The organism is Nakamurella sp. GG22, from assembly GCF_052976845.2.
The window spans coordinates 1-21051 of the sequence record NZ_JBRIIO020000040.1 but is presented as its reverse complement, the minus strand read 5'-3'; the positions used below and the strand labels follow the sequence as shown (position 1 = coordinate 21051).

Below are 21051 nucleotides of genomic sequence, written 5' to 3'. Positions count from 1 at the left end.
GCGATGACCTACTCGGTCGCTGCGCGACCCGCCTCGAGCCGGGCAACCGGCACCCGGAACGGTGAGCAGGACACGTAGTCGAGCCCGGCGCCGTGGAAGAAGTGGATCGACTCCGGATCGCCGCCGTGCTCGCCGCAGACCCCGAGCTTGATGCCGGGCTTCACCGCGCGGCCCTGCTCGACCGCCATCTTGACCAACTTGCCGACGCCGTTGGCGTCGATGGTCTCGAACGGCGACACCGTGAAGATGCCCTTGTCCATGTACTCCACGAACATGGTGGCCTCGACGTCGTCACGGGAGAATCCCCACGTCGTCTGGGTGAGGTCGTTCGTGCCGAAGGAGAAGAAGTCGGCACTGGCGGCGATGTGATCGGCGGTCAGGGCTGCGCGCGGCAACTCGATCATGGTGCCGATCGGGATGGTGAGCGAGATGCCCGCTTCCGCGGTCAGCTTCTTGATCAGCGCCTCGGCCTCGTCCCGCACGATGTCCAGTTCGCGCACGGAGCCGACCAGCGGGACCATGATCTCGACCTTGGGATCCTTGCCGGCCTTCTTCTGCGCGATGGCCGCCTCGGTGATGGCGCGGATCTGCAGAGCCGGCAGGCCGGGGGTGAGCAGCCCGAGCCGCACACCCCGCAGACCCAGCATCGGGTTGGCCTCGTGCAGTCTGTTGACGGCGGCCAGCAGCCGGGTGTCGGCGTCGACCTGCGGTCCCTTGTCGCCGTGATCGGTCTCGAGCGCCACCCGGACGGAGAGCTCCGTCAGGTCGGGCAGGAACTCGTGCAGCGGCGGGTCGAGCAGCCGGATGGTGACCGGCAGCCCGTCCATCGCTTCCAGGATCTCGATGAAGTCCTGCCGCTGGAGCGGCAGCAGCGCTTCCAGCGCGGTATCCCGATCCTCGAGATTGTTGGCCAGGATGAGGGTCTCGATCAGTTCCCGGCGGGCGCCGAGGAACATGTGCTCCGTCCGGCACAGGCCGATGCCGGCAGCGCCGAGCTTGCGTGCACGAATCGCGTCCTCCGGCGTGTCGGCGTTTGCCCGCACACCGAGCCGGCGGACAGCGTCCGCGTGGCTCAGCAGCCGATCGACCGCGTTCACCAGGGCCGCGGTCTCCTCGTCGGCGTCGGCAACGGCGGACAGGCCCTCTTCGATGTACCGCTCCACCGGTGACGGGACCACCGGCATCGCGCCGACGTAGATCTCGCCGGTCGAGCCGTCGATGCTGACCTGCTCGCCCTCCTTGATCACCGTCTTGCCGACGGTGATGGTCTTGGCGGCAACGTCGATGTCGAGTTCCTCGGCACCGCAGACGCAGGTCTTGCCCATGCCGCGGGCGACCACGGCGGCGTGTGAGGTCTTGCCGCCACGGGCGGTGAGAATGCCGTTGGCGGCGATCATCCCGCCGAGGTCGTCGGGGTTGGTCTCCCGGCGCACCAGCAGCACCTGCTCGCCCCGGCCGGCCCAGGCCACCGCGCTGGCGGAGTCGAAGACGACCCGGCCGACGGCCGCACCCGGGGATGCGGCCATGCCGCGGGTGAGCAGGGTGCGCTTGGCCTTGCGGTCGAACTGCGGGAACATCAGCAGGGCGAGTTGCGCACCGGTGACCCGCTGCAGGGCCTCGTCCATGGTGATGAGGTGCTCGTCGACCAGCGTGCTGGCGATGCGGAACGCGGCGGCCGGCGTGCGCTTGCCCACCCGTGTCTGCAGCATCCAGAGCTTGCCGCGCTCGACCGTGAACTCCACGTCGCACAGATCCCGGTAATGGGTCTCCAGGCGGCGCATGCAGGTCATCAGCTCGCCGTGCGACTTCGGGTCGATCCGCTCGAGGTCTTCCAGGCTGAGCGTGTTGCGAATGCCGGAAACGACGTCCTCGCCCTGTGCGTTCTCCAGGTAGTCGCCGTATTCACCGGTCTTGCCGGTCGCCGGGTCGCGGGTGAAAGCGACGCCGGTGCCACTGGTCTCGCCCCAGTTGCCGAACACCATGGTGCAGATGTTGACGGCGGTGCCGAGATCCTGCGGAATACGTTCGCGGCGACGGTACAGCCGTGCGCGGTCGGTGTTCCAGGAATTGAAGACAGCGGTGATGGAATTGTCCAGCTGCTCGCGCGGATCCTGCGGGAATTCCTTGCCGGAGAACGACTGGATCTCGCCCTTGTACAGCGTGACAAGGCCTTTCAGGCCGTCCACACTGAGATCGACGTCGCTGGTGACGCCCTGGGTGGACTTCGCCTTGTCCAGTGCATCGGCGAAAACCTCGCCGGGCATGTCCAGAACGGTCTTGCCGTACATCATCAGCAGCCGGCGGTAGGAATCCCAGGCGAAACGCTCGTCGCTGCTCTCCTCCGCCAGACCCTTCACGCTCTCGTCGTTGAGGCCGATGTTGAGGACTGTCTCCATCATGCCGGGCATCGAGAACTTCGCGCCCGAGCGGACACTCACCAGAAGGGGATTGTGCCGGCCACCGAGTCGACGGCCGACGACGTCCTCCAGGTGGCGCAGCGCCATGGTGACCTGGACCCGCAGCTTGCCCGGCTCGGTTCCCAGTTCCAGGTATTCCCTGCAGGCCTCGGTGCTGATGATGAAACCGGGCGGCACGGGGAGGCCCAGTCGCGTCATCTCGGCAAGGTTCGCGCCCTTGCCACCGAGAAGATCTTTTTGATCCTTGTTTCCCTGGGTGAAATCGTAGACGTACTGGGTCATCTTCCTTGGGCTCCTTTGCCTGCGAGCCCAATTGCGGGCTCGGTCATCCGCGGACTCATCTGGAGGATGTCGCAGCGGGCGCATGTGCGGGCAGGGCCGTAGGTCCCATCACGGCAGGGACTTAGCGGAGCGGGACCAAGGTCCCGCGAGTAGGGACCGAAGGGTTCTTACAACGGCGTACTAATCAACGGTGCAATGGTCCGGTCGACAAGTACAGCGGTATTCCGTAGGTTCCCAGTCCCAGCGCGGCCGACGCCCGGTCGTAGGGACTGGGACCCACGGCTAAAAAGCTTCCGGGCGATGCTCGACGGTCGGCTCCTCCCCCGGCCGCCAGAGCACCCCGACGACGTCGAAGCGCATGCGCGGGTAGCCGCGGATGTGCGGTTGGGACAGCCACAGCAGGCCCAGCCGTCGCAGCTTCCGTCGTTTGCCCTGCGTCACCGCCTCGAACGGCGAGCCGTATCCGTCACCGCTGCGGGTCTTCACCTCGCAGAAGATGACCACCGCACCGGGCTCCGAACGATCGGTCGCGACGATGTCCAACTCGCCCTCGGAGCACCGCCAGTTCCGTTCCAGCACCACCAGGCCCGCGCGTTCCAATACGTCGACCGCGACGTCCTCGCCGCGCCTGCCCAGTTCGTCCTTCGCCGCCATCCACCCACTCTGCGGGCTGCACGGCACCGGACGCCGTGGCCGGACCGGATTGTGGACAACTCAGCCGGCCAGCAACCACTTCTCGAACGAGGGGTTGCACAGGCACACCGGCGAGCGCTTCTCCCGGATGAGGTCGATCGCGTCGCGCGCGGCCATCCCGTCGAGCATCAACGCGCGGGCCACCACCAGGCTGGACCGGTTGAGGCCCGCCTGGCAGTGCACGAGCGTCGGCCCGTCCGCCCGGCAGGCGTTGACCCAGCCGGCGATGCCGTCCACCTGGCCGAAGCTCTGGTCGATGCTGTCGTACATCCGCACCTCGAGCCTGCTGCCGAGATCGTGGCGCACCGTGTAGTGCTCCCACGGGTACAGCGACACCAGATGACGGATGAATCGCGGCAGCACGAGATCGTCCTCGCAGCCGCCCAACCACAGATCCGGCGCGACCTCGCTGATGAACGGCACGTCGAACGGCAGCAGCCCGTGCGCGGACACCCCGACCAGGCGTTGGCGCTGCGGGTCGACGGCCATCTCGATCCGCGTCGGGTCAGTCATGCCAGGAACTCCTTCAACCCGGCCAGCAGGCGGTCCACGTCGGACCGGTCGGAGTACGGCGCCAACCCGATCCGCAATCCCCCGCCATCGCCCAGGCCCAGGAAGCGGGCGGCCTCCAGCGCGTAGAACGAACCTGCCGGCACGTACACGTCGAGCATGCCGAGAAACTCGTAGGCCTTCGTGGCATCCCGGTCGGCGAAGGTGACCAGCAGTGTCGGCGTCCGTCGGGCGGCGCGGGAGTGCAGCACGACGCCCGGTAGGCCCGCCAGCCCGTCCTCGATCACCGCGCGCAGGCCGTCCTCGTGCTCCTCGACGGCGGCCATCGCGGCGAGCACCCGGTGCCGGCGGTCCCCACCTGTGGTCCCGGCGAGGCCGGCGAGGAAGTCGACGGCGGCCGTCGTTCCGGCCAGCAGTTCGTAGGGCAGAGTGCCGAGTTCGAACCGCTCCGGCACGAGATTGCTTGAGGGCAAGAGCTTGTCGGGCCGCAGCGTCTCGAGGATGTCGGGCCGGCCGGCCAGCACGCCGCAGTGCGGCCCGAGGAACTTGTACGGCGAGCAGGCGTAGAAGTCGGCTCCGAGCTCGGCGACGTCCACCGCGGCATGCGCCGTCAGATGCACGCCGTCGACGTAGGTCAGCGCGCCGACCCGGTGTGCGAGCGCCGAGATCTCGGCGACCGCGGGCCGCGTCCCGATCAGGTTGGACGCTCCGGTGACGGCGACCAGCCGGGTGTTCCCGGACAGCACGGCAGCCACGTTCTCGACCGGCAACTCGCCCGTCATGGCGTCGAACTCGGCCCACCGGACCGTCGCTCCCACCGACTCGGCGGCGATCACCCACGGCCGGATGTTGGCGTCGTGGTCGAGCCTGGAGACGACGATCTCGTCACCCGGTCCCCAGCCCGCCGCCAGCGTCCTGGACAGATCGAAGGTCAACTGGGTCATGCTCCGGCCGAAGATGATGCCGCCCGGATCGGCGCCGAGCAGGTCCGCCATGGCGACGCGGGCGTCGGCGACAACGTTGTCGGCGCGTCGTTCGGCGGGTGTGACGAGGCCCCGGTTCGAGAGCCCCGCCGTCAGCGTGTCTCTGATCGCGTCCGCGACTGTGTCCGGCACCTGCGACCCGCCGGGGCCGTCGAAGTGGGCCGCCCCGAGGGCCAACGCAGGGAAGTGCGCGCGCAGCGCCGCGACGTCGTACGTACCGGCCGTCATCCGAACGGATTGTCTTCCGGCAGCCGCAGCTCGGGCTTGTCCAGCTCCTCGACGTTGACGTCCTTGAACGTCACCACCCGCACGTTCTTGACGAAACGAGCGGGCCGGTACATGTCCCACACCCAGGCGTCCGACATCCGCAGTTCGAAGTACATGTCACCGTCGGGGTTGCGCACCTGCAGATCGACCGCGTTGCACAGGTAGAACCTGCGCTCTGTCTCCACCACGTACGAGAACTGGCCGACGATGTCCCGGTACTCCCGGTACAGCTGCAGCTCCATCTCGGTCTCGTACTGTTCGAGGTCCTCTGCGCTCATCGTGTCATCTCAGCACAGAACAGGACCGGCTCCTCGCCCGGCAGCCGCCAGCTGCGCCGATGCACCGGTGACGGGCCGTGCATCCGCAGTGCCGTCAGGTGCTCGGGGGTGCCGTAGCCCTTGTTGACCTCGAACCCGTACCTCGGGTGCACCGGCGCCAGTTCGACCAGCAGCCGATCCCGCTCCGTCTTGGCCAGCACGCTGGCACCGGCGACGGCCGCGCAGGTGAGGTCCGCCTTGATCTTCACGTGCACCAGCGGCTCGACGGGCCGCCGCGGGGGCTGGACCAGCTCGAACAGCGGCGGATCGTCGCACGGCTCGGCCACCGCCGTCGGGCTGCTGAGGTAGTTGTGGTTGCCGTCCAGCAGCACGGCGTCGACCGGGCCGGACAGCGCCGACAGCGCACGCCGACCAGCCGTGCGAAGTGCCTCGATGATGCCGATCGTGTCGATTTCCGCCGGGCTCGCGTGGCCGACGGCGTACTCGGTGACCCAGCGGCGTACCGGCCTGACCAGCTTCTCCCTGGCGGCCGGGGTGAGCAGCTTCGAATCCGCGAGGCCGGGCGGCACGCGGCCGATGGTCGGGGTGATCACCACGACGCCGACCGTGACCGGGCCGGCCAGTGCCCCTCGACCGACCTCGTCCATGGCGGCGAGCCGGGTGACGCCACTGCGGAGCAGCGCCTTCTCGAATCGAAGACTGGGCCGCTGCATCAGTTGGCCGGGTTGTCCGGATCGATGTCGGGGTTGCCGATGGTGCCCCATCGGGACGGCGGCATGACGATGACGATGGCCTTGCCGATGACGTTGTCCACCGGGATCGGGCCCTGGCAGCTCGCTTCGCTGCCCGGCGGGAAGCCCTGGCAGCCGTAGGAGGAGTCGGCCGAATCAGAACGGTGGTCGCCCATCACCCACAACTGTCCATCGGGCACGGTGACGGGGCCGAAGCACCGCCGGGACAGTTGGGCGTCGGTGGTCGAGCAGTCCAGTTCGCCAGGGACGAAGGGGAGCGGCTCGTAGATGTACGGCTCGTCCAATGACCGCCCGTCGACGGTGACGTTGCCGTCCGCGTCGCAGCACATGACCGTCTGGCCGCCGACGGCGATGACCCGCTTGACGTAATCCTTCTCGTTCGGCGGTGCGATCCCGATCACCGATCCGAAGGCCTGCATCGCCTGTCCGAACCAGCTCGACGGGCCGGCGATGCTGGTCTCCGGCGCCCAGGTCGGCGGGCCGGCGAAGACGACGACGTCACCCTGCTGCGGGTCGCGGAAGTCGTAGACGACCTTGTTCGCCAGGATGCGGTCGCCGCCGCTGGAGGCGCCGTGCAACGTCTGCTCCATCGATCCCGAGGGCACGTAGTAGACCTTCGCGACGAACGTCTGGATCAGGAAGGTCAGCCCGAAGGCGATGACGATCAGGATCGGCAGCTCGATCCAGAACGGTCGCTTCTGCCCGGCGCGTCGGCGTTTGCCCTCTGAAGTCGGCTCTTCGGCCTCGTCCGGTTTGTTCTCGCTCATCCCGCTCAGGCTACGGTCCGCCGCTGAGGCGGACCGGCGCCGATCAGCGACCCTGCCGCTTTTCCTTGATCTTGGCGGCCTTCCCGCGCAGATCGCGCAGGTAGTAGAGCTTGGCCCGGCGAACGTCGCCCCGGGTCACGAGCTCGATCCGGTCCAGGTTCGGGGAGTGCACGGGGAAGGTGCGCTCGACGCCGACGCCGAAGCTGATCTTGCGAACGGTGAAGGTCTCGCGAATGCCGCCGCCCTGGCGACGGATGACATGACCGGCGAAGACCTGGATCCGGGAGCGGGTGCCCTCGATGACCTTCACATGCACCTTGACCGTGTCACCGGGACGGAAGTCCGGGATGTCGGACCGCAGGGATGCGGCGTCGAGCGCGTCAAGGGTGTTCATGTCGGTGTCTTCCTTCATTTCATCAGTCACTGTCAGCAGATCGCGCAGCATCGTTCGAGTGCATGGCCGCGCCGGAATGGTCGCCTGAAACGGCAACCGGTCCATTGTGCCAGACGGCACCCGCTATCAAGAAACCGGCGGGAGCAGGTCCGGCCTGTTCTGCCGGGTGCGGCGCAGCGATTCCGCCCGCCGGTAGGCGGCCACCGCGCCATGATCACCGCTGGTCAGCACGGATGGGACGGCGATCCCCCGGTACACCGGCGGACGGGTGTAGCTGGGGGCTTCGAGCAGGTCGGTGAGCTCACCGGAGAACGAGTCGTCGGTGGCCGAACCGGGATTGCCCAGCACGCCCGGCAGCAGCCGGGTGATCGCCTCGATCATCACCATCGCCGCGACCTCGCCGCCCGCGAGAACGTAGTCGCCGATGGACAATTCCAGCACCGGCATCCTGGTCGCCGCATCGTCGATCACCCGCTGGTCGATGCCCTCGTACCGACCGCAGGCGAACACCAGGTGCTGCGCGCGGGACAGTTCGTCCGCCGTCGCCTGGGTGAACCGCCGACCGGCCGGCGTCGGGACGATCAGCGTCGGGTTGGTGTCAGCACCCGCCACTGCGTCCAGGGCCCGCCCCCAGACGTCCGGTTTCATCACCATTCCCGGCCCGCCGCCGTACGGCGAATCGTCGACGGTGCGGTGCCGGTCGGTGGTGAAATCGCGCAGATCCCGGACGTCCAGCGTGATGGTGCCGTCGCCGATCGCCTTGCCCAGCAACGACTCCCGCAGCGGGTCCAGGTAGCCGGGGAAAATCGTGACGACGCTGATCAGCACTGGTTCTCGATCATTGGGACGCGAACATGCCGTCCGGCGGGTCGACCACCAGCCGGCCCGCCTCGAGGTCGACCACCGGCACGATCGCCGAGACGAACGGCACGAGTTCCTCGGATCCGTCTGTCCTGGTCACCACCAGCACCGGGGCCGCCGGCGGATGCCAGACATCCACCACCCGGCCCAGTTCGGTGCCATCGCCGTCCACCACCGCCAGCCCGACGAGCTGGTGATCGTAGAACTCGTCGGGATCGTCAGGCACCGGGAGCGTCGAGGCGTCCAGGGTCAACATCGTGCCGCGCAGCGCCTCCGCGGCGTCGCGATCGGTCACGCCCTCGAAGCCGATCACCAGGACCGGACCCGACCGGCGCATGCCGGTGACCGTCAACGGCCCCCGCGAGGCCGGGTCGGTGCCCAGCACGGAACCCGCGGCGAAGCGATCGTCAGGGTCATCGGTGGTGACCTGCACCGTCACTTCGCCGCGCAGCCCGTGCGGGCGGCCGATCCGGCCGACGACAACCTCCACGCGGAATTCCGCTGTCAGCGGTCCGTGTCGACGACGTCGACCCGGATGCCCCGCCCGCCGACCGCGGACATCACGGTGCGGAGCGCGGTCGCGGTACGGCCGGCCCTGCCGATGACCTTGCCCAAATCGTCGGGATGGACCCTGATCTGCAGCGTGCGGCCACGGCGGCCGGTCGTCAACTCGACGCTGACGTCGTCCTCGTTGTCGACGATGCCCCGGACCAGGTGCTCCAGGGCGTCCTCGAGGACACTCACGACGCGTCGGTGCTCTCGGCGGCCGGCGCGGCTTCCGGTGCCGCCTCGACTGCGGCGGCCTCAGCGGCCGGCGCGGTCCGCTTCTTCTTCGGGGTGGTGGCGGACGAACCGTCGTCACTGCCGACGGAGGCCATCGCGGCGTCGTACAGCGCGCGCTTGTCAGCCTTCGGCTCGGCAACCCGCAGGGTGCCCTCGGCACCGGGCAGGCCCTTGAACTTCTGCCAGTCGCCGGTCACCTTCAGCAGCGCCTCGACCGACTCCGTCGGCTGTGCGCCGACCCCGAGCCAGTACTGGGCCCGATCGGAGTCGATCTGGATGACGCTGGGATCGGCCTTCGGGTGGTAGAGCCCGATGTTCTCGATCGCCCGGCCGTTGCGGCGGGTGCGGGCGTCGGCGACGACGATGCGGTAGAACGGCTCGCGGATCTTTCCGAAACGGGCGAGCTTGATCTTGACAGCCACGGTGGTGGAGTACTCCTTGCAGGTCTGAATGGGCGGGCGTCGTGGTCCCGCGTGGGGCAGCGGGTCCGGACGCACCAATGGCGGCCGCGCCCGGAGAGAGGGGCCGGACGGCAGCCGTAACCGAGCCATTCTGTCACACCTGCCTGGGCCGGACGACCTTCCCCGCTCTGACCACCGCGGCGGGATGGTGCAGGACGCCCAGATCCTCGACCGGATCATGGGCGTAGACGGTGAGGTCGGCGGCCGCCCCGGTGTCGTAGATCGGCAGCCGCATCCACTCGCGCGCGCTGTGCGAGGTGGCGAACAGCGCCTGCCTGGCGCCGAGCAGCTCGCCCAGCGCCTGCACCTCGTCGGCGACCCGGCCGTGCTCGACGAAGCCGCCGGCGTCGGTGCCGGCATGCACGCTGATCCCGGCCTCCACCGCCGACCTGACCATGTCGCCGTTGCGCGAGTGCAGATCCCGCATGTGCTTGGCGTAGGCGGGGTACTTGCCGGCACCGTCGGCGAACGACGGAAAGTTCGCGATGTTGATCAATGTCGGAACAAGGTGCACACCGCGGTCCGCCGCAACCGCGATCGTGTCGTCGGTCAGACCGGTGCCGTGCTCGATGCAGTCGACGCCGGCGGCCAGCAACCCGGGCAACGCATCCTCGCCGAACACGTGGGTGGTCACCCTGGCCCCGCCGGCGTGCGCCACCGCCACCGCCTCGGCCAATACATCGTCGGGCCAGAGCGGAGCCAGGTCGCCGACCGACCGGTCGATCCAGTCACCAACGATCTTGATCCACTGACCGCTGCCGTAGACCAGTTGCCGCGCGACCTCGCCGGGCAGGTCCGCCGGATCCTCCAGGTCGACACCCAGTTCGCGGATGTACCGGCGCGCCTTGGCGATGTGCCGTCCCGCCCTGACCAGCACGGGCAGGTCGTCGCGATCGACGAGAGAGCTGGTGTCCAGCGGAGAACCGCAGTCCCGCAACGCGAGTGCACCGGCGTCGAGGTTGGTCCTGGCCTGCTCCTCCGCCTCGTCGAGCGTCGCCGCCCCCTCGGGGGAATAGCCGACATGGCAGTGCGCGTCGACGAACCCGGGCAGCACGTACCCGCTGAGCTCGACCGCATCCGCGATCGGTCCGTCTACGAACCGGCCGTTCATCGCCCACAGATCGACCCGCTCGCCGGTGCCGGGGTCAGTGCCCGTGACGTGGAGGGCGGTCATCTCACTTCTTCGGGAACTTGAGCTGCGAGGGGTCGAACCCCGGCGGCAACTGGTCGAGCCCGAACCCACCGGGCGCCGCGGCCGGACCGGCACCCATCCCGGGCCCACCCATGCCAGGGGGTAGCGCACCCATCCCCGGGAAGCCGGCCGGCATGCCCTTGACCTTCGGCGGCGTCGGTCCGCGGCCGGTCGAACGCTTGCCCTTACGACCCTTGGCCGCCTTCCGGTTGGACGGTCGGGCACCGGGCAACCCGAACCGGCCGGCCATCGAGGACATCATCTTGCGGGCCTCGAAGAACCTGTCGACCAGCGCGTTGACCTGCGCGACGGTCGAGCCGGAACCACGGGCGATCCGCTGCCGACGGGACGCGTTGATGATCTTCGGTTCGGCGCGCTCGGCCGGCGTCATCGACTGGATGATCGCCGCGGTCCGGTCGATGTCCCGGTCGTCGACGTTCGCCAGCGCTTCCTTCATCTGACCGGCACCCGGCAGCATGCCGAGCAGGCCGCCGATCGGGCCCATCTTGCGGATCATCATCATCTGCTGGAGGAAGTCCTCCAGGGTGAAGTCGTTGCCGGCCATCTTGGCGGCCATCGCCTCGGCCTGATCGGCCTCGAAGTGCTGCTCGGCCTGCTCGATCAGGGTGAGCATGTCGCCCATGCCGAGGATCCGGGACGCCATCCGGTCGGGGTGGAAGGTGTCGAAGTCGGCGAGCTTCTCACCGGTGGAGGCGAACATGATCGGCCGGCCGGTGACCTGCCGGACTGACAGCGCCGCGCCACCGCGGGCGTCACCGTCGAGCTTGGTGAGCACGACGCCGGTGAAGCCGACACCGTCCCGGAATGCCTCGGCCGTCGCGACGGCGTCCTGACCGATCATCGCGTCGACGACGAACAGGATCTCGTTCGGGTTGACGGCGTCCCGGATGTCGACGGCCTGCTGCATCATCTCGAAGTCGACGCCCAGCCGGCCAGCGGTGTCGACGATGACGATGTCGTGCACCCTGACCCTGGCATGCGAGATGCCTTCCCTGGCAACGGCTACCGGATCACCGACACCATTGCCCGGTTCCGGCGCGAACACCTGGACACCGGCCTGCTGGCCGACGATCTGCAACTGCTGGACCGCATTGGGGCGCTGCAGGTCGGACGCGACGAGCAGCGGCGTGTGCCCCTGGTTCTTCAGCCAGAGCGCCAGCTTGCCGGCCAGCGTCGTCTTGCCCGCGCCCTGCAGACCGGCCAGCATGATGACGGTGGGCGGGTTCTTGGCGAAGGTCAGCCGCCGGGTCTCGCCGCCGAGGATGCCGATCAGCTCCTCGTTGACGATCTTGATCACCTGCTGGGCAGGGTTGAGCGCGGCCGAGACGTCGGCCCCGGTGGCCCGCTCCTTGATCCGGGCGATGAACGAGCGCACGACGGGCAGCGCCACGTCGGCCTCGAGCAGTGCGATGCGGATCTCGCGACAGGTGGCATCGATGTCGGCCGGGGTCAGCCGGCCCTTGCCGCGCAGGTTGGTGAAGACCGTGGAAAGCCGGTCGGACAGGGTTTCGAACACGAAAGAAGCCTCACTGCCGTTGACGGGGAACGGGAACTGACCGCCATTCTCCCTCCTGCGCAAATCCTGCTGATCACTGTTGTGCGTATGCCGCAATCGGTAGTACAACTACTACATGTCGTCACACACCTTGGAGCAAACGACAGCGGTGCAGGTGACCGACCTGCGCATGCGGTACGGCACGAACGACGTCCTGCACGGGGTTAACTTCACCATCGGGCGGGGTGAGGTGTTGGTGCTGCTCGGCCCGAACGGCGCGGGCAAGACCACCACGATCGAGATTCTCGAGGGCTTCCGCCGGCCCTCGGATGGGCAGGTCAGCGTGCTCGGCGTCGATCCGCTCACCGCGGACGAGCGCTGGCGGGCGCGCATCGGTGTCGTGCTGCAGTCCTGGCGCGACCACGGCCGATGGCGGGTGCGCGAGCTGCTCGACCACCTCGGTTCGTTCTACGCGCCATACTCCGAACCCGGACGTCGACGCCCCTACCCCACCGACGAGCTGATCGAGACCGTCGGCCTCGCCGAGCACCGGAACAAGAAGGTGTCCATGCTGTCCGGCGGGCAACGGCGGCGGCTGGACGTCGCGATCGGCATCGTCGGCCGACCCGAACTGCTCTTCCTGGACGAGCCCACCGCCGGCTTCGACCCCGCGGCCCGGCGCGATTTCCACGACCTGGTGCACCGGCTGTCGGACCTGCAGGACACCACCATCCTGCTCACCACGCACGACCTCGACGAGGCGGAGAAACTGGCGGACCGCATCCTGATCCTCGATCACGGCCGGATCGTGGCCAACGGCAGCGCCGAGGAACTGGCCCATCAGGTGGCGGGCAGTGCCGAGGTCCGCTGGACGCAGGACGGGATCCGGCAGGTGCATTCGACGGTGGACCCGACGGATTTCGTCCGGGAGCTGTTCGCGCAGGAGGGGGCGGCCGGCACCATCTCGCAGCTCGAGGTGCAGCAACCCAGTCTCGAAGCCACCTACTTGACAATGGTTGCACAGCAGGAGGTCTCGTCATGAGCAACGACAGGACTGCGGTCCTGCATGCGGCGGCGTGCGGGGCTCACCGCGGTCGGGTGGAGTTCATGAACAGCATGCGGGCGGGTCAGGACATCACGTACTACGTGATCGTCTCGCTGATCCTGCTGGTGGTGCTGTTCCTCAACCGGAACACCATGGTCGAGGGCACCGACGTCTCGGTGGCGACCTTCATGCTGCCCGGCCTGCTGGCACTCCAGGTGGTGTTCGCCGGCGCCTACGGCATCGCCACCGTGCTGGTGACCGAACGTGAGGACGGCACGCTGCTGCGGCTCAAGTCCGTGCCCTACGGACTGGTCGGCTACGTCGCCGGACAGCTGGTCAGGGTGTGCCTGGAGATCGCGTTCAGCCTGGTCATCGTGCTGATCCCGGCAGCCTTCTTCGTGCCCAACCTGATGGCCGACGGTTTCCTCGCGGCGCTCGGCGCCGTCGGGTACCTGGTGCTCGGCCTGCTGGCCGTAGTGCCGCTGGGGTTCATCGTCGGGTCGGTGTTCAAGAATCCGCGATCGGTCGGCGGCTGGGGACTGCTGGTGATGGGCGCGATCGTCTGGGTGTCCGGCATCTTCACCCCGCTCGCGACCATGGTCTGGTGGGCGCAGGCGCTGGGCCAGCTGACGCCGACGTACTGGCTGGGACTGGGCCTGCGCTCCACCCTGCTGCCCGAGTCCGCGATGGTCGTCGAGATCGACGGCAGCTGGCGGACGCTGCTGACCATCGTCGTGCTGGCCGTGTGGGCCATCGCCGGGATGCTGCTCGCACCGATCCTGCTGCGCCGGATGGCGCGCCGGGAGTCGGGGTCCAGCGTGGCGGCCCGCCGGGAGAAAGCGCTGCAGCGTGTCTGATGCGCTCTACAACCGGATCGCCGTGCTCCGTGCGGAACGCGGCATCACCCGCCGCCAGCTCGCCCAGGCGGTCGGGGTGCACTACCAGACGGTGGGGTACCTGGAACGGAACGAATACAGCCCCAGCCTGTACCTGGCGCTGCGGATCGCGGAGTTCTTCGAGGTCCCGGTCGAGTTGATCTTCTCCACCCGGCCGTTCCTGCGGATCGGCGAGAACCCTCAGGCGAGCGCCTGAGTCACCGCCGCCGCGACCTCCCTGGCCCGGGCCGGGGACAGCTGGGACCCGTCCGCGTCCTGCACATAGAACACGTCGACGACGTCGGCGCCCATGGTGTGCACCCGGGCGGAGACAACGCTCATGCCCAGGGCGGTCAGCGCCGAGGCCACCGAGTACAGCAATCCGGGGACGTCGTGGGCGCGGACCTCCAGCACCGCGGAGGTCTCCGACGCGCCGTCCACCACGAGCACCTCGGGCGGGGCGGCCGGGCCGCGGCGGGCCGGCGTCACCCGCTTGGCGAGCCGGGCGCCGACATCGAGGCTGCCGTCCAGTGCCCTGATCAGGTCGGCACGCAGGGTGGCGGCGGCCGGCGCGTCACCGAACTGCGGGGCGACGGTCCAGGCCTGCACGCCGGTGTCGCCGATGGTGCGGACGGCCGCGGTCCGGACCGTCATCCGGTGCAGGGTGAGCACGCCCGCGGCGGCGGCCAGCAGGCCAGGCCGGTCCGGGGCGGCGATCGTGACCCGCAGGGCACCGGGAATCTGCTCGATGACGATCCCCACCCCGCCGTTCTCGACGAGTTGCCGTTCCACCTCGGTGATCGCCGGCGGCTGCGCCGGTTCCTGGCCGGCGAAGGCGCGGCGTACCCGGGAGACCAGGTGACCGATCTGCCCTGCGCGCCAGGTGGTCCAGGCGTTCGGTCCCGCCGCCCGCGCGTCCGCCTCGGACAGGGCGTACAGCAACTCCAGCGTCGGTAGGTCCCCGACGGCGTCGATGATGACGGCGATGGTCGCCGGGTCGTCAGGGTCGCGGCGGGCGACCGAATCGCCGAGCAGAAGATGGTGCCGGATGAGCCCGGAGATCACCTGGATGTCGTCGGCCGGGACGCCCATCCGCTGCAGCCAGCCGACCGAGATCTCCGCGCCGGCCACCGAGTGATCGGGGTAGTCGTCACCGTGGCCCTTGCCGATGTCGTGCAGGATCGCGGCCAGCAGCAGCAGGTCCGGCCGGGACACCCGGCGGACGAGACTGGCCGCCACCACAGCGGTTTCCATCAGATGCCGGTCCACCGTGAAGCGGTGGATCGGGTCACGCTGCGGCTTGCTGCGGAGCCGCTCCCAGCCGGGCAGCAGTGCCGCGATCAGGCCCGCCTGGTCCAGGTCCTCCCACGCGCCGATCATCGGCGCGCCGGAGCCCAGCAGCGCCAGGAACGCCTCGAGGGCGATCGGCGGCCATGGGGCGGGCAGCGGCGGGCACGATTTCGCCAGCCGCAGCACCGTCGCGGGCGACACCGGAAGTCCGGCCTGCGCCGCCGCGGCGGCGGCCCGCACGACCAGGGTGGGATCGGTGGCCGGGTTGACGGCCCTGGCGAGCACCGCCTCGCCCTCCTGCTCGACGATCCCGTCGGCGAGCGGCGTGCGTTCGACCTTGCGGACCAGTCGGCCGCCGAGGTCGGTGATCGCCCCCCGCGGGCGGCTCAGCGCGCGGGCCACCCGATGCCAGGTCAGGTCGCTCGCGTGGTCCACCGTCCTGGCGATGCCCGCGACGTGCCGGAGCAGCACGTCGCGGTCGTCCAGCCCGAGCACCTCGGCGACGGCATCCTGGTCCTGCAGCTGCAGCCGATCGGTGCTCCGGCCGGTGAGCGTCTGCACGACGTCACGGACGTCCAGCAGCGCGGAGCGGGCCTCCTCGAGACCCTGGTGCGGGCAGTCCGCCACCCATGAAGCGGCGACCGCCCGCATGACGACGAGATCGCGCAGTCCCCCGCGCGACTCCTTGAGGTCCGGGGTGGTGGCGAAGGCCAGCTCACCCGAGCGTTCGGCACGTTCCTGGCAGGAGGCCTTCAGCGCCTCCAACCGGTTCACGGCGTCCGAGCGCCAGTCCGCGAGCACCCTGCGGTGCAGCGTCACGGCCAGCTCGGGATCACCCGCGATGTGCCGCAGGTCGAGCATTCCCAACATGGCCGGCAGGTCGGTGCGGGCGACCTGCCGCGCACCGCCGACCGACCGGACCGAATGGTCGAGACGGATCTTGGAATCCCAGATCGGGTACCACAGTCGCTCGGCGAGCATTCCGGCGTACGACGCCGGGGTCTCGGTCGAGTGCAGCAGCACCAGGTCGAGGTCGGAGAACGGCGACAGCTCACCTCGGCCGTAGCCGCCGACCGCGACGAGCGCGACCCCACCGACGTTGACCCCGGCATCCTGGGCCAGCTCGGCGAGCCAGCCGTCGGTGAGCCTGGCCAACGCCCGCCGCCGAGCCGGACCGGGAAGTCCGGTCCGGCTCAGCAGCTGGGCTCGCAATTCGGCGAAGCCGCCCGCCGTCCCCACAGGCGAATTCGGCATCCGGCTACAGGGCTTCCTGACCGCGCTCGCCGGTCCGCACCCGCACAACGGTCTCGACCGGAACGGACCAGACCTTTCCGTCACCGATCTTGCCGGTGCGCGCCGCCCGGACGATGACGTCGACGACGTCATCGCCGTCCTCGTCGTCGACGAGGATCTCCAGTCGCACCTTGGGAAGCAGTTCCACCGTGTACTCGGCGCCGCGGTAGACCTCGGTGTGGCCGCGCTGGCGGCCGTACCCCGATGACTCCGAGACGGTCATTCCCTGCACACCGAAGGCCAGCAGTGCAGCCCGGACCTCGTCGAGTTTGAACGGCTTGATGACGGCGGTTACCAACTTCATGCTTTGACCTCCTGGGTACGGGTCTGGCTGGTCAGGACACCGGACATGCCGCCGTTACCCGACTGCGGTTCGATGTCGTAGGCACTCTCGCCGTGGGTCGTCACGTCGACGCCCTCGGTCTCGTGCTCTTCCGGAATACGCCAGCCCATCGTGTATTTCAGTGCCAGACCGATGATCAAGGTCATCACGCCGGAGATGACGACGGCGATCAGCGCGACGATCGTCTGGGTGGCGAGCTGAGTAGCGCCCCCACCGTAGAACAGCCCGTCGAGAGCGCCGTCCGGCGCCCAGGTGGACGTCGTCGCGACACCCTCGGCGTCCCGCGGAACGTTCGCGAAGAAGCCGATCAGGATCGTGCCGACCAGACCGCCGACGAGGTGCACGCCGACCACGTCGAGCGAGTCGTCGTAGCCGACCTTGTACTTGAGTCCGACGGCCAGGGCACACAACGCGCCCGAGATCAGGCCGATGAACATGGCGCCGACCACGTCGACGGCAGCTGCCGCCGGGGTGATGGCGACCAGGCCGGCGACCACGCCGGACGCGGCGCCGAGGCTGGTGGCGTGGTGGTCGCGGATGCGCTCCACGATCAGCCAGCCGAGGGCGGCGACACAGGTCGCGACCAGGGTGTTGACCCATGCCTGACCGGCGGTGCCGTCAGCCGCGAACTCCGAGCCGGCGTTGAACCCGAACCAGCCGAACCACAGCAGGGCCGCGCCGAGCATCACGAACGGCAGGTTGTGCGGCTTCATCGGGTCCTTGGCGAAACCCTTCCGCTTGCCGACGATCAGGGCGAGCATGAAGCCCGCCATACCGGCGTTGATGTGCACCACTGTGCCGCCGGCGAAGTCGATGGGGGTGGACAGCCACTCCGCGATCTTTCCGCCGCCCGAGAGGAACCCGCCGCCCCAGACCGCGTGTGCGATCGGGCCGTAGACCAGGGTCACCCAGAGGCCGGAGAAGACGAGCCAGGTGCCGAACCGCGCGCGGTCGGCGATCGCGCCGCTGATCAGCGCAACGGTGATGATCGCGAACGTCGCCTGGTAGCCGACGGCCACCATTGCGGGCACGCCGGAGGCAGCCATCAGGCTGCTCTCGTCGGTGAGTCCCTTGAGTGCGAAGTACTCGAAGGGGTTTCCGATGAGGCCGCCGAGGGCCGGCTCGCCGAAGGTCTCCGAGTATCCCCAGAGCACCCAGATCGGGCCGACGATCGCGAGCGCGCCGAAGCTCATCATCATCATGTTCAGGACGGACTTCGACCGCGTCATACCGCCGTAGAAGAACGCCAGAGCCGGGGTCATGAGGAGCACCAGAGAGGCCGCGGCGAGCATCCAGGCGGTGTTGCCGGTGTCTAATTCGAAGGGTTCCATCAAGCCTCCAGGCTTTAGGAGAGGAGATCAGGTCAGCCGCAAGCAGCGCGACGGGCAGCTGACCCAGTGACCCTCGAAGGTTCGCCTGGAAGTATTTCGATCCGCACTCGCGGACGTTTCGCCGTTGTGAACTCGGACCTTTTTGTGTTTCCGGCACGTTTCGTTTCTGTCGATAACGTGTGACATCCAGTTACTACGCGTCGCCAAGCAGCGCGTCGACGAAGGCTGCCGGTTCGAACGGCGCCAGATCGTCCGCGCCCTCCCCCAGCCCGACCAGCTTGACCGGCACGTTCAAGGTTCGTTGCACCGCAACGACAATCCCGCCCTTCGCCGTGCCGTCGAGCTTGGTCAGCACGATGCCGGTGATGTCGACTACATCGGCGAAGACGGTGGCCTGCACCAGACCGTTCTGACCGGTGGTCGCGTCCAGGACCAGCAGGATCTCGTCCACCTGGGCCTGCTTCTCGATGACCCGCTTGATCTTGCCGAGCTCGTCCATCAGGCCGCTCTTGGTGTGCAGCCGCCCCGCGGTGTCGATCAGCACGGCATCCGCGCCGTCGGCGATGCCGCGTTTGACGGCCTCGAACGCAACCGACGCAGGATCGGTACCGGCATCGGCCCTGACCACGGCGGCGCCGGCCCGCTCTCCCCAGGTCGAGAGCTGCTCGGCGGCCGCCGCCCGGAAGGTGTCCGCGGCGCCGAGCACGACATGCCGCCCGTCCGCGACGAGCACCCTGGCCAGCTTGCCGGTGGTGGTTGTCTTGCCGGTCCCGTTGACGCCGACGATGAGCAGCACCGACGGGCGTCCGTCGTGCGGCAGCGCCCTGACCGAGCGGTCCATGTCCGGACCGACGGCGTCGATGAGCACCCTGCGGAGCAACGCACGTGCGCTGGCGGCGTCTGTGACGCCATGTGCAGCCACCTCCGCCCGCAACCGCTCGGTGATCTCAACCGCGGCGCCGGCGCCCAGGTCGGCCATCAGCAGGGTGTCCTCGACGTCGGTCCAGGAGTCCTCGTCCAGCGTCCCCGCGCCGAGCAGGCCCAGCAGCGAGCGACCGAACGCATTCTGTGAGCGGGAGAGCCGGCCGCGGAGCCGGTTGAGCCGGCCCGCGGTGGGCTCGATCTCCTCTTGTTCCGGCAGGGCTTCCGGTGGGGCTTCCGGCAAAGCTTCCGGTAGGGCTTCCGGCAGGGCTTCCGGCAGGGCGACGTCGACGATCGTCCGGGTCGGCGAGTCGCGCGGGATGGCGGCGTCGTCGCCGACCCCGGGCTGGCCGTCGGTCTCGGTGCGCTCAGGCTCAGGTTCAGGTTGAGCCTCTTGCGCGGGCTCGGGTTCGGGTTCGGGTACGGGCTGGGGTAGGGGTTCCGGCTCCTCGACGGGGACGACCGGGAAGGGCCTGGTCGGCGGCGGCGCGAGCGGCTTGGTGATGACGGTCGGCGGGGGCTGTTCCGTGGGAGCGGTCGGCCTGGGCTCGATGGCCGTCCCCGATCCCCCGCCTCCGGAGGAGAACGAGATGGACCCACCGGCTTTGTAGCCACCCTTCGGCGGCTGCCCCTCGGTGACCGGCTTCGGTTGCGGGACAGCGTCACGCAGGGAGACGCGGCGCTTGCGCGCCAGCACCGCCCCGGTACCGAAGGCAAGAGCGAGGACGACGACAACGGCGATGACGATCCAGATCCAAGTTGGCACGCGGCAATCCTGACAGATCAGCCGCCGTCGAAGATCCGGTCCACGACCTTGCGCGCCCGCCGCGTTGCCCGGCGGTAGTCGTCGACGAACTCACCGGGGTCGCCGCCGGCGGGGTAACCCAGCGCTCGGGCGACCGCGGCGAGCTCCCGTCCCTGGCGGGGGATCTGGTCGTCCGGCTTGCCGCGCACCAGGATCAGCGCGTTGCGGGTGCGCGACGCGGTCAACCAGCCGTTGGTCAACCTTGACGCGTCGCCTTCGGTGATCAGTCCCGCCTTCGCCGCCGCCTCGATGGCCGGCAGGGTAGAGGGTGTCCGGAGACCGTCGACCTCCCTTGCGTGCTGCAGCTGCAGGAGCTGGACGGTCCACTCGATGTCGGCAAGGCCGCCCCTGCCCAGCTTGGTGTGGGTGGTGGGATCGGCGCCTCTGGGCAGCCGTTCCGCGTCCACCCGCGCCTTGATCCGCCGGATCTCGACCACATCCCGCTGGGACAACCCACCCTCCGGGTAGCGAAAGTCGTCGACCGCGATGATGAAGTCGCGGCCGAGGTCGGGGTCGCCCGCCACCGGCCGGGCACGCAGCAGCGCCTGCCGCTCCCAGGCCACCGCGACCTTGGCCCAGTAGCCGCGGTACGACTCCAGGGATCTGACCAGCGGGCCGTTCTTGCCCTCCGGACGGAGGTTGGCGTCGATCTCCAGCGGCGGGTCGGGGGTGGGCCGGCCGAGCAACCGGATCATCAGGTCGGTGGCAGCGGCCGCATCACCACGGGCGAGCTGGTCGTCCTCGCCCGGCAACGGTTCCATGACGAAGATCACGTCGGCGTCGGAGGAGTAGCCGAGTTCCGCGCCGCCGAGCCGGCCCATCCCGATGACGGCGAGCCTGGCCCGGAAACCGCGGCGCTCGGTGGTGATCTGCTTCACCGCGGCCTCGTAGGCGACCGAGATGCTGCTTTCCGCGACGCTCGTCAGGCCGCGGGCGATGTATCGATTCGTGCTTGTCCGTGGTACTCGGCAACCGTGGGCTGAGTCGGAGAC

22 protein-coding genes are annotated in these 21051 nt (G+C 69.0%); 3 read left to right on the top strand and 19 right to left on the bottom strand.

Annotated features, from left to right (window positions below; genetic code table 11):
- Nucleotides 1-8 precede the first annotated feature (8 nt).
- From ppdK to ffh, 14 genes are all read right to left on the bottom strand, one after another.
- The gene (ppdK, locus tag ACVBEQ_RS25215) at nt 9-2699 is read right to left on the bottom strand and encodes a pyruvate, phosphate dikinase (protein WP_447156190.1); all 2691 of its coding nucleotides are present in this window, start codon (nt 2697-2699) and stop codon (nt 9-11) included.
- Between the two features lie 282 nt (nt 2700-2981).
- Complete coding sequence (locus tag ACVBEQ_RS25210) at nt 2982-3353, bottom strand: YraN family protein (protein WP_447156189.1); 372 nt, start codon at nt 3351-3353, stop codon at nt 2982-2984.
- 60 nt (nt 3354-3413) lie between these two features.
- Nucleotides 3414-3905 carry a protein-tyrosine phosphatase family protein gene (locus tag ACVBEQ_RS25205; RefSeq protein ID WP_447156188.1) on the bottom strand — a complete coding sequence of 164 codons (492 nt, stop codon included), beginning with the start codon at nt 3903-3905 and terminating at the stop codon, nt 3414-3416.
- Nucleotides 3902-5113: a cysteine desulfurase-like protein gene (locus ACVBEQ_RS25200; protein ID WP_447156187.1), complete on the bottom strand. Its 1212-nt coding sequence runs from the start codon at nt 5111-5113 to the stop codon at nt 3902-3904. Before ACVBEQ_RS25200 ends, ACVBEQ_RS25205 begins: the two co-directional genes overlap by 4 nt.
- A complete protein-coding gene (locus ACVBEQ_RS25195; protein ID WP_447156186.1) occupies nt 5110-5430 on the bottom strand; it encodes a DUF2469 domain-containing protein in 321 nt (106 codons plus the stop codon). Before ACVBEQ_RS25195 ends, ACVBEQ_RS25200 begins: the two co-directional genes overlap by 4 nt.
- Nucleotides 5427-6143 carry a ribonuclease HII gene (locus ACVBEQ_RS25190; protein WP_447156185.1) on the bottom strand — a complete coding sequence of 239 codons (717 nt, stop codon included), beginning with the start codon at nt 6141-6143 and terminating at the stop codon, nt 5427-5429. The genes ACVBEQ_RS25195 and ACVBEQ_RS25190 overlap by 4 nt, the downstream gene beginning before the upstream one ends.
- Nucleotides 6143-6949 (bottom strand): signal peptidase I, encoded by an 807-nt coding sequence (gene lepB / locus ACVBEQ_RS25185; protein ID WP_447156184.1) that lies wholly within the window; start codon nt 6947-6949, stop codon nt 6143-6145. The genes ACVBEQ_RS25190 and lepB overlap by 1 nt, the downstream gene beginning before the upstream one ends.
- Before the next feature lie 43 nt (nt 6950-6992).
- Entirely contained in the window at nt 6993-7343 is a 351-nt protein-coding gene (rplS, locus tag ACVBEQ_RS25180; RefSeq protein WP_447156183.1) for a 50S ribosomal protein L19, read from the bottom strand.
- A gap of 126 nt (nt 7344-7469) precedes the next feature.
- Nucleotides 7470-8171 carry a tRNA (guanosine(37)-N1)-methyltransferase TrmD gene (trmD, locus tag ACVBEQ_RS25175; RefSeq protein ID WP_447156182.1) on the bottom strand — a complete coding sequence of 234 codons (702 nt, stop codon included), beginning with the start codon at nt 8169-8171 and terminating at the stop codon, nt 7470-7472.
- A 10-nt stretch (nt 8172-8181) separates the two neighbouring features.
- Nucleotides 8182-8694: a ribosome maturation factor RimM gene (gene rimM, locus ACVBEQ_RS25170; protein WP_447156181.1), complete on the bottom strand. Its 513-nt coding sequence runs from the start codon at nt 8692-8694 to the stop codon at nt 8182-8184.
- A 14-nt stretch (nt 8695-8708) separates the two neighbouring features.
- Complete coding sequence (locus tag ACVBEQ_RS25165) at nt 8709-8948, bottom strand: RNA-binding protein (RefSeq protein ID WP_447156180.1); 240 nt, start codon at nt 8946-8948, stop codon at nt 8709-8711.
- Entirely contained in the window at nt 8945-9409 is a 465-nt protein-coding gene (gene rpsP / locus ACVBEQ_RS25160) for a 30S ribosomal protein S16 (protein WP_447156179.1), read from the bottom strand. Before rpsP ends, ACVBEQ_RS25165 begins: the two co-directional genes overlap by 4 nt.
- Before the next feature lie 133 nt (nt 9410-9542).
- Nucleotides 9543-10622 (bottom strand): amidohydrolase family protein, encoded by a 1080-nt coding sequence (locus ACVBEQ_RS25155; protein WP_447156178.1) that lies wholly within the window; start codon nt 10620-10622, stop codon nt 9543-9545.
- Between the two features lies 1 nt (nt 10623).
- Nucleotides 10624-12177, bottom strand: coding sequence for a signal recognition particle protein (gene ffh / locus ACVBEQ_RS25150; protein ID WP_447156177.1), 1554 nt, complete (start codon nt 12175-12177; stop codon nt 10624-10626).
- A gap of 115 nt (nt 12178-12292) precedes the next feature.
- Here ffh and ACVBEQ_RS25145 point away from each other — a divergent pair, with 115 nt between their 5' ends.
- The 3 genes from ACVBEQ_RS25145 to ACVBEQ_RS25135 are packed head-to-tail and all read left to right on the top strand — an operon-like array spanning nt 12293 to nt 14293.
- Nucleotides 12293-13198, top strand: coding sequence for an ABC transporter ATP-binding protein (locus ACVBEQ_RS25145; protein WP_447156176.1), 906 nt, complete (start codon nt 12293-12295; stop codon nt 13196-13198).
- Complete coding sequence (locus tag ACVBEQ_RS25140) at nt 13195-14058, top strand: ABC transporter permease (RefSeq protein ID WP_447156175.1); 864 nt, start codon at nt 13195-13197, stop codon at nt 14056-14058. Before ACVBEQ_RS25145 ends, ACVBEQ_RS25140 begins: the two co-directional genes overlap by 4 nt.
- Entirely contained in the window at nt 14051-14293 is a 243-nt protein-coding gene (locus tag ACVBEQ_RS25135) for a helix-turn-helix transcriptional regulator (protein ID WP_447156174.1), read from the top strand. The genes ACVBEQ_RS25140 and ACVBEQ_RS25135 overlap by 8 nt, the downstream gene beginning before the upstream one ends.
- Here the strand turns inward: ACVBEQ_RS25135 and ACVBEQ_RS25130 are convergent.
- The 5 genes from ACVBEQ_RS25130 to ACVBEQ_RS25110 all read right to left on the bottom strand — a co-directional run.
- Nucleotides 14278-16620: a [protein-PII] uridylyltransferase gene (locus ACVBEQ_RS25130; protein WP_447156173.1), complete on the bottom strand. Its 2343-nt coding sequence runs from the start codon at nt 16618-16620 to the stop codon at nt 14278-14280. The two genes, ACVBEQ_RS25135 and ACVBEQ_RS25130, sit on opposite strands and share 16 nt — an antisense overlap.
- A 4-nt stretch (nt 16621-16624) precedes the next feature.
- On the bottom strand, nt 16625-16963 hold the full coding sequence (locus ACVBEQ_RS25125) for a P-II family nitrogen regulator (protein WP_447156172.1): 339 nt from the start codon (nt 16961-16963) through the stop codon (nt 16625-16627).
- Nucleotides 16960-18333 (bottom strand): ammonium transporter, encoded by a 1374-nt coding sequence (locus tag ACVBEQ_RS25120; protein WP_447156171.1) that lies wholly within the window; start codon nt 18331-18333, stop codon nt 16960-16962. Before ACVBEQ_RS25120 ends, ACVBEQ_RS25125 begins: the two co-directional genes overlap by 4 nt.
- Before the next feature lie 193 nt (nt 18334-18526).
- A complete protein-coding gene (gene ftsY / locus ACVBEQ_RS25115; protein WP_447156170.1) occupies nt 18527-20020 on the bottom strand; it encodes a signal recognition particle-docking protein FtsY in 1494 nt (497 codons plus the stop codon).
- A gap of 17 nt (nt 20021-20037) precedes the next feature.
- The coding region (locus tag ACVBEQ_RS25110) for a [protein-PII] uridylyltransferase family protein (RefSeq protein ID WP_447156169.1) at nt 20038-21051 on the bottom strand (1014 nt) is incomplete at its 5' end.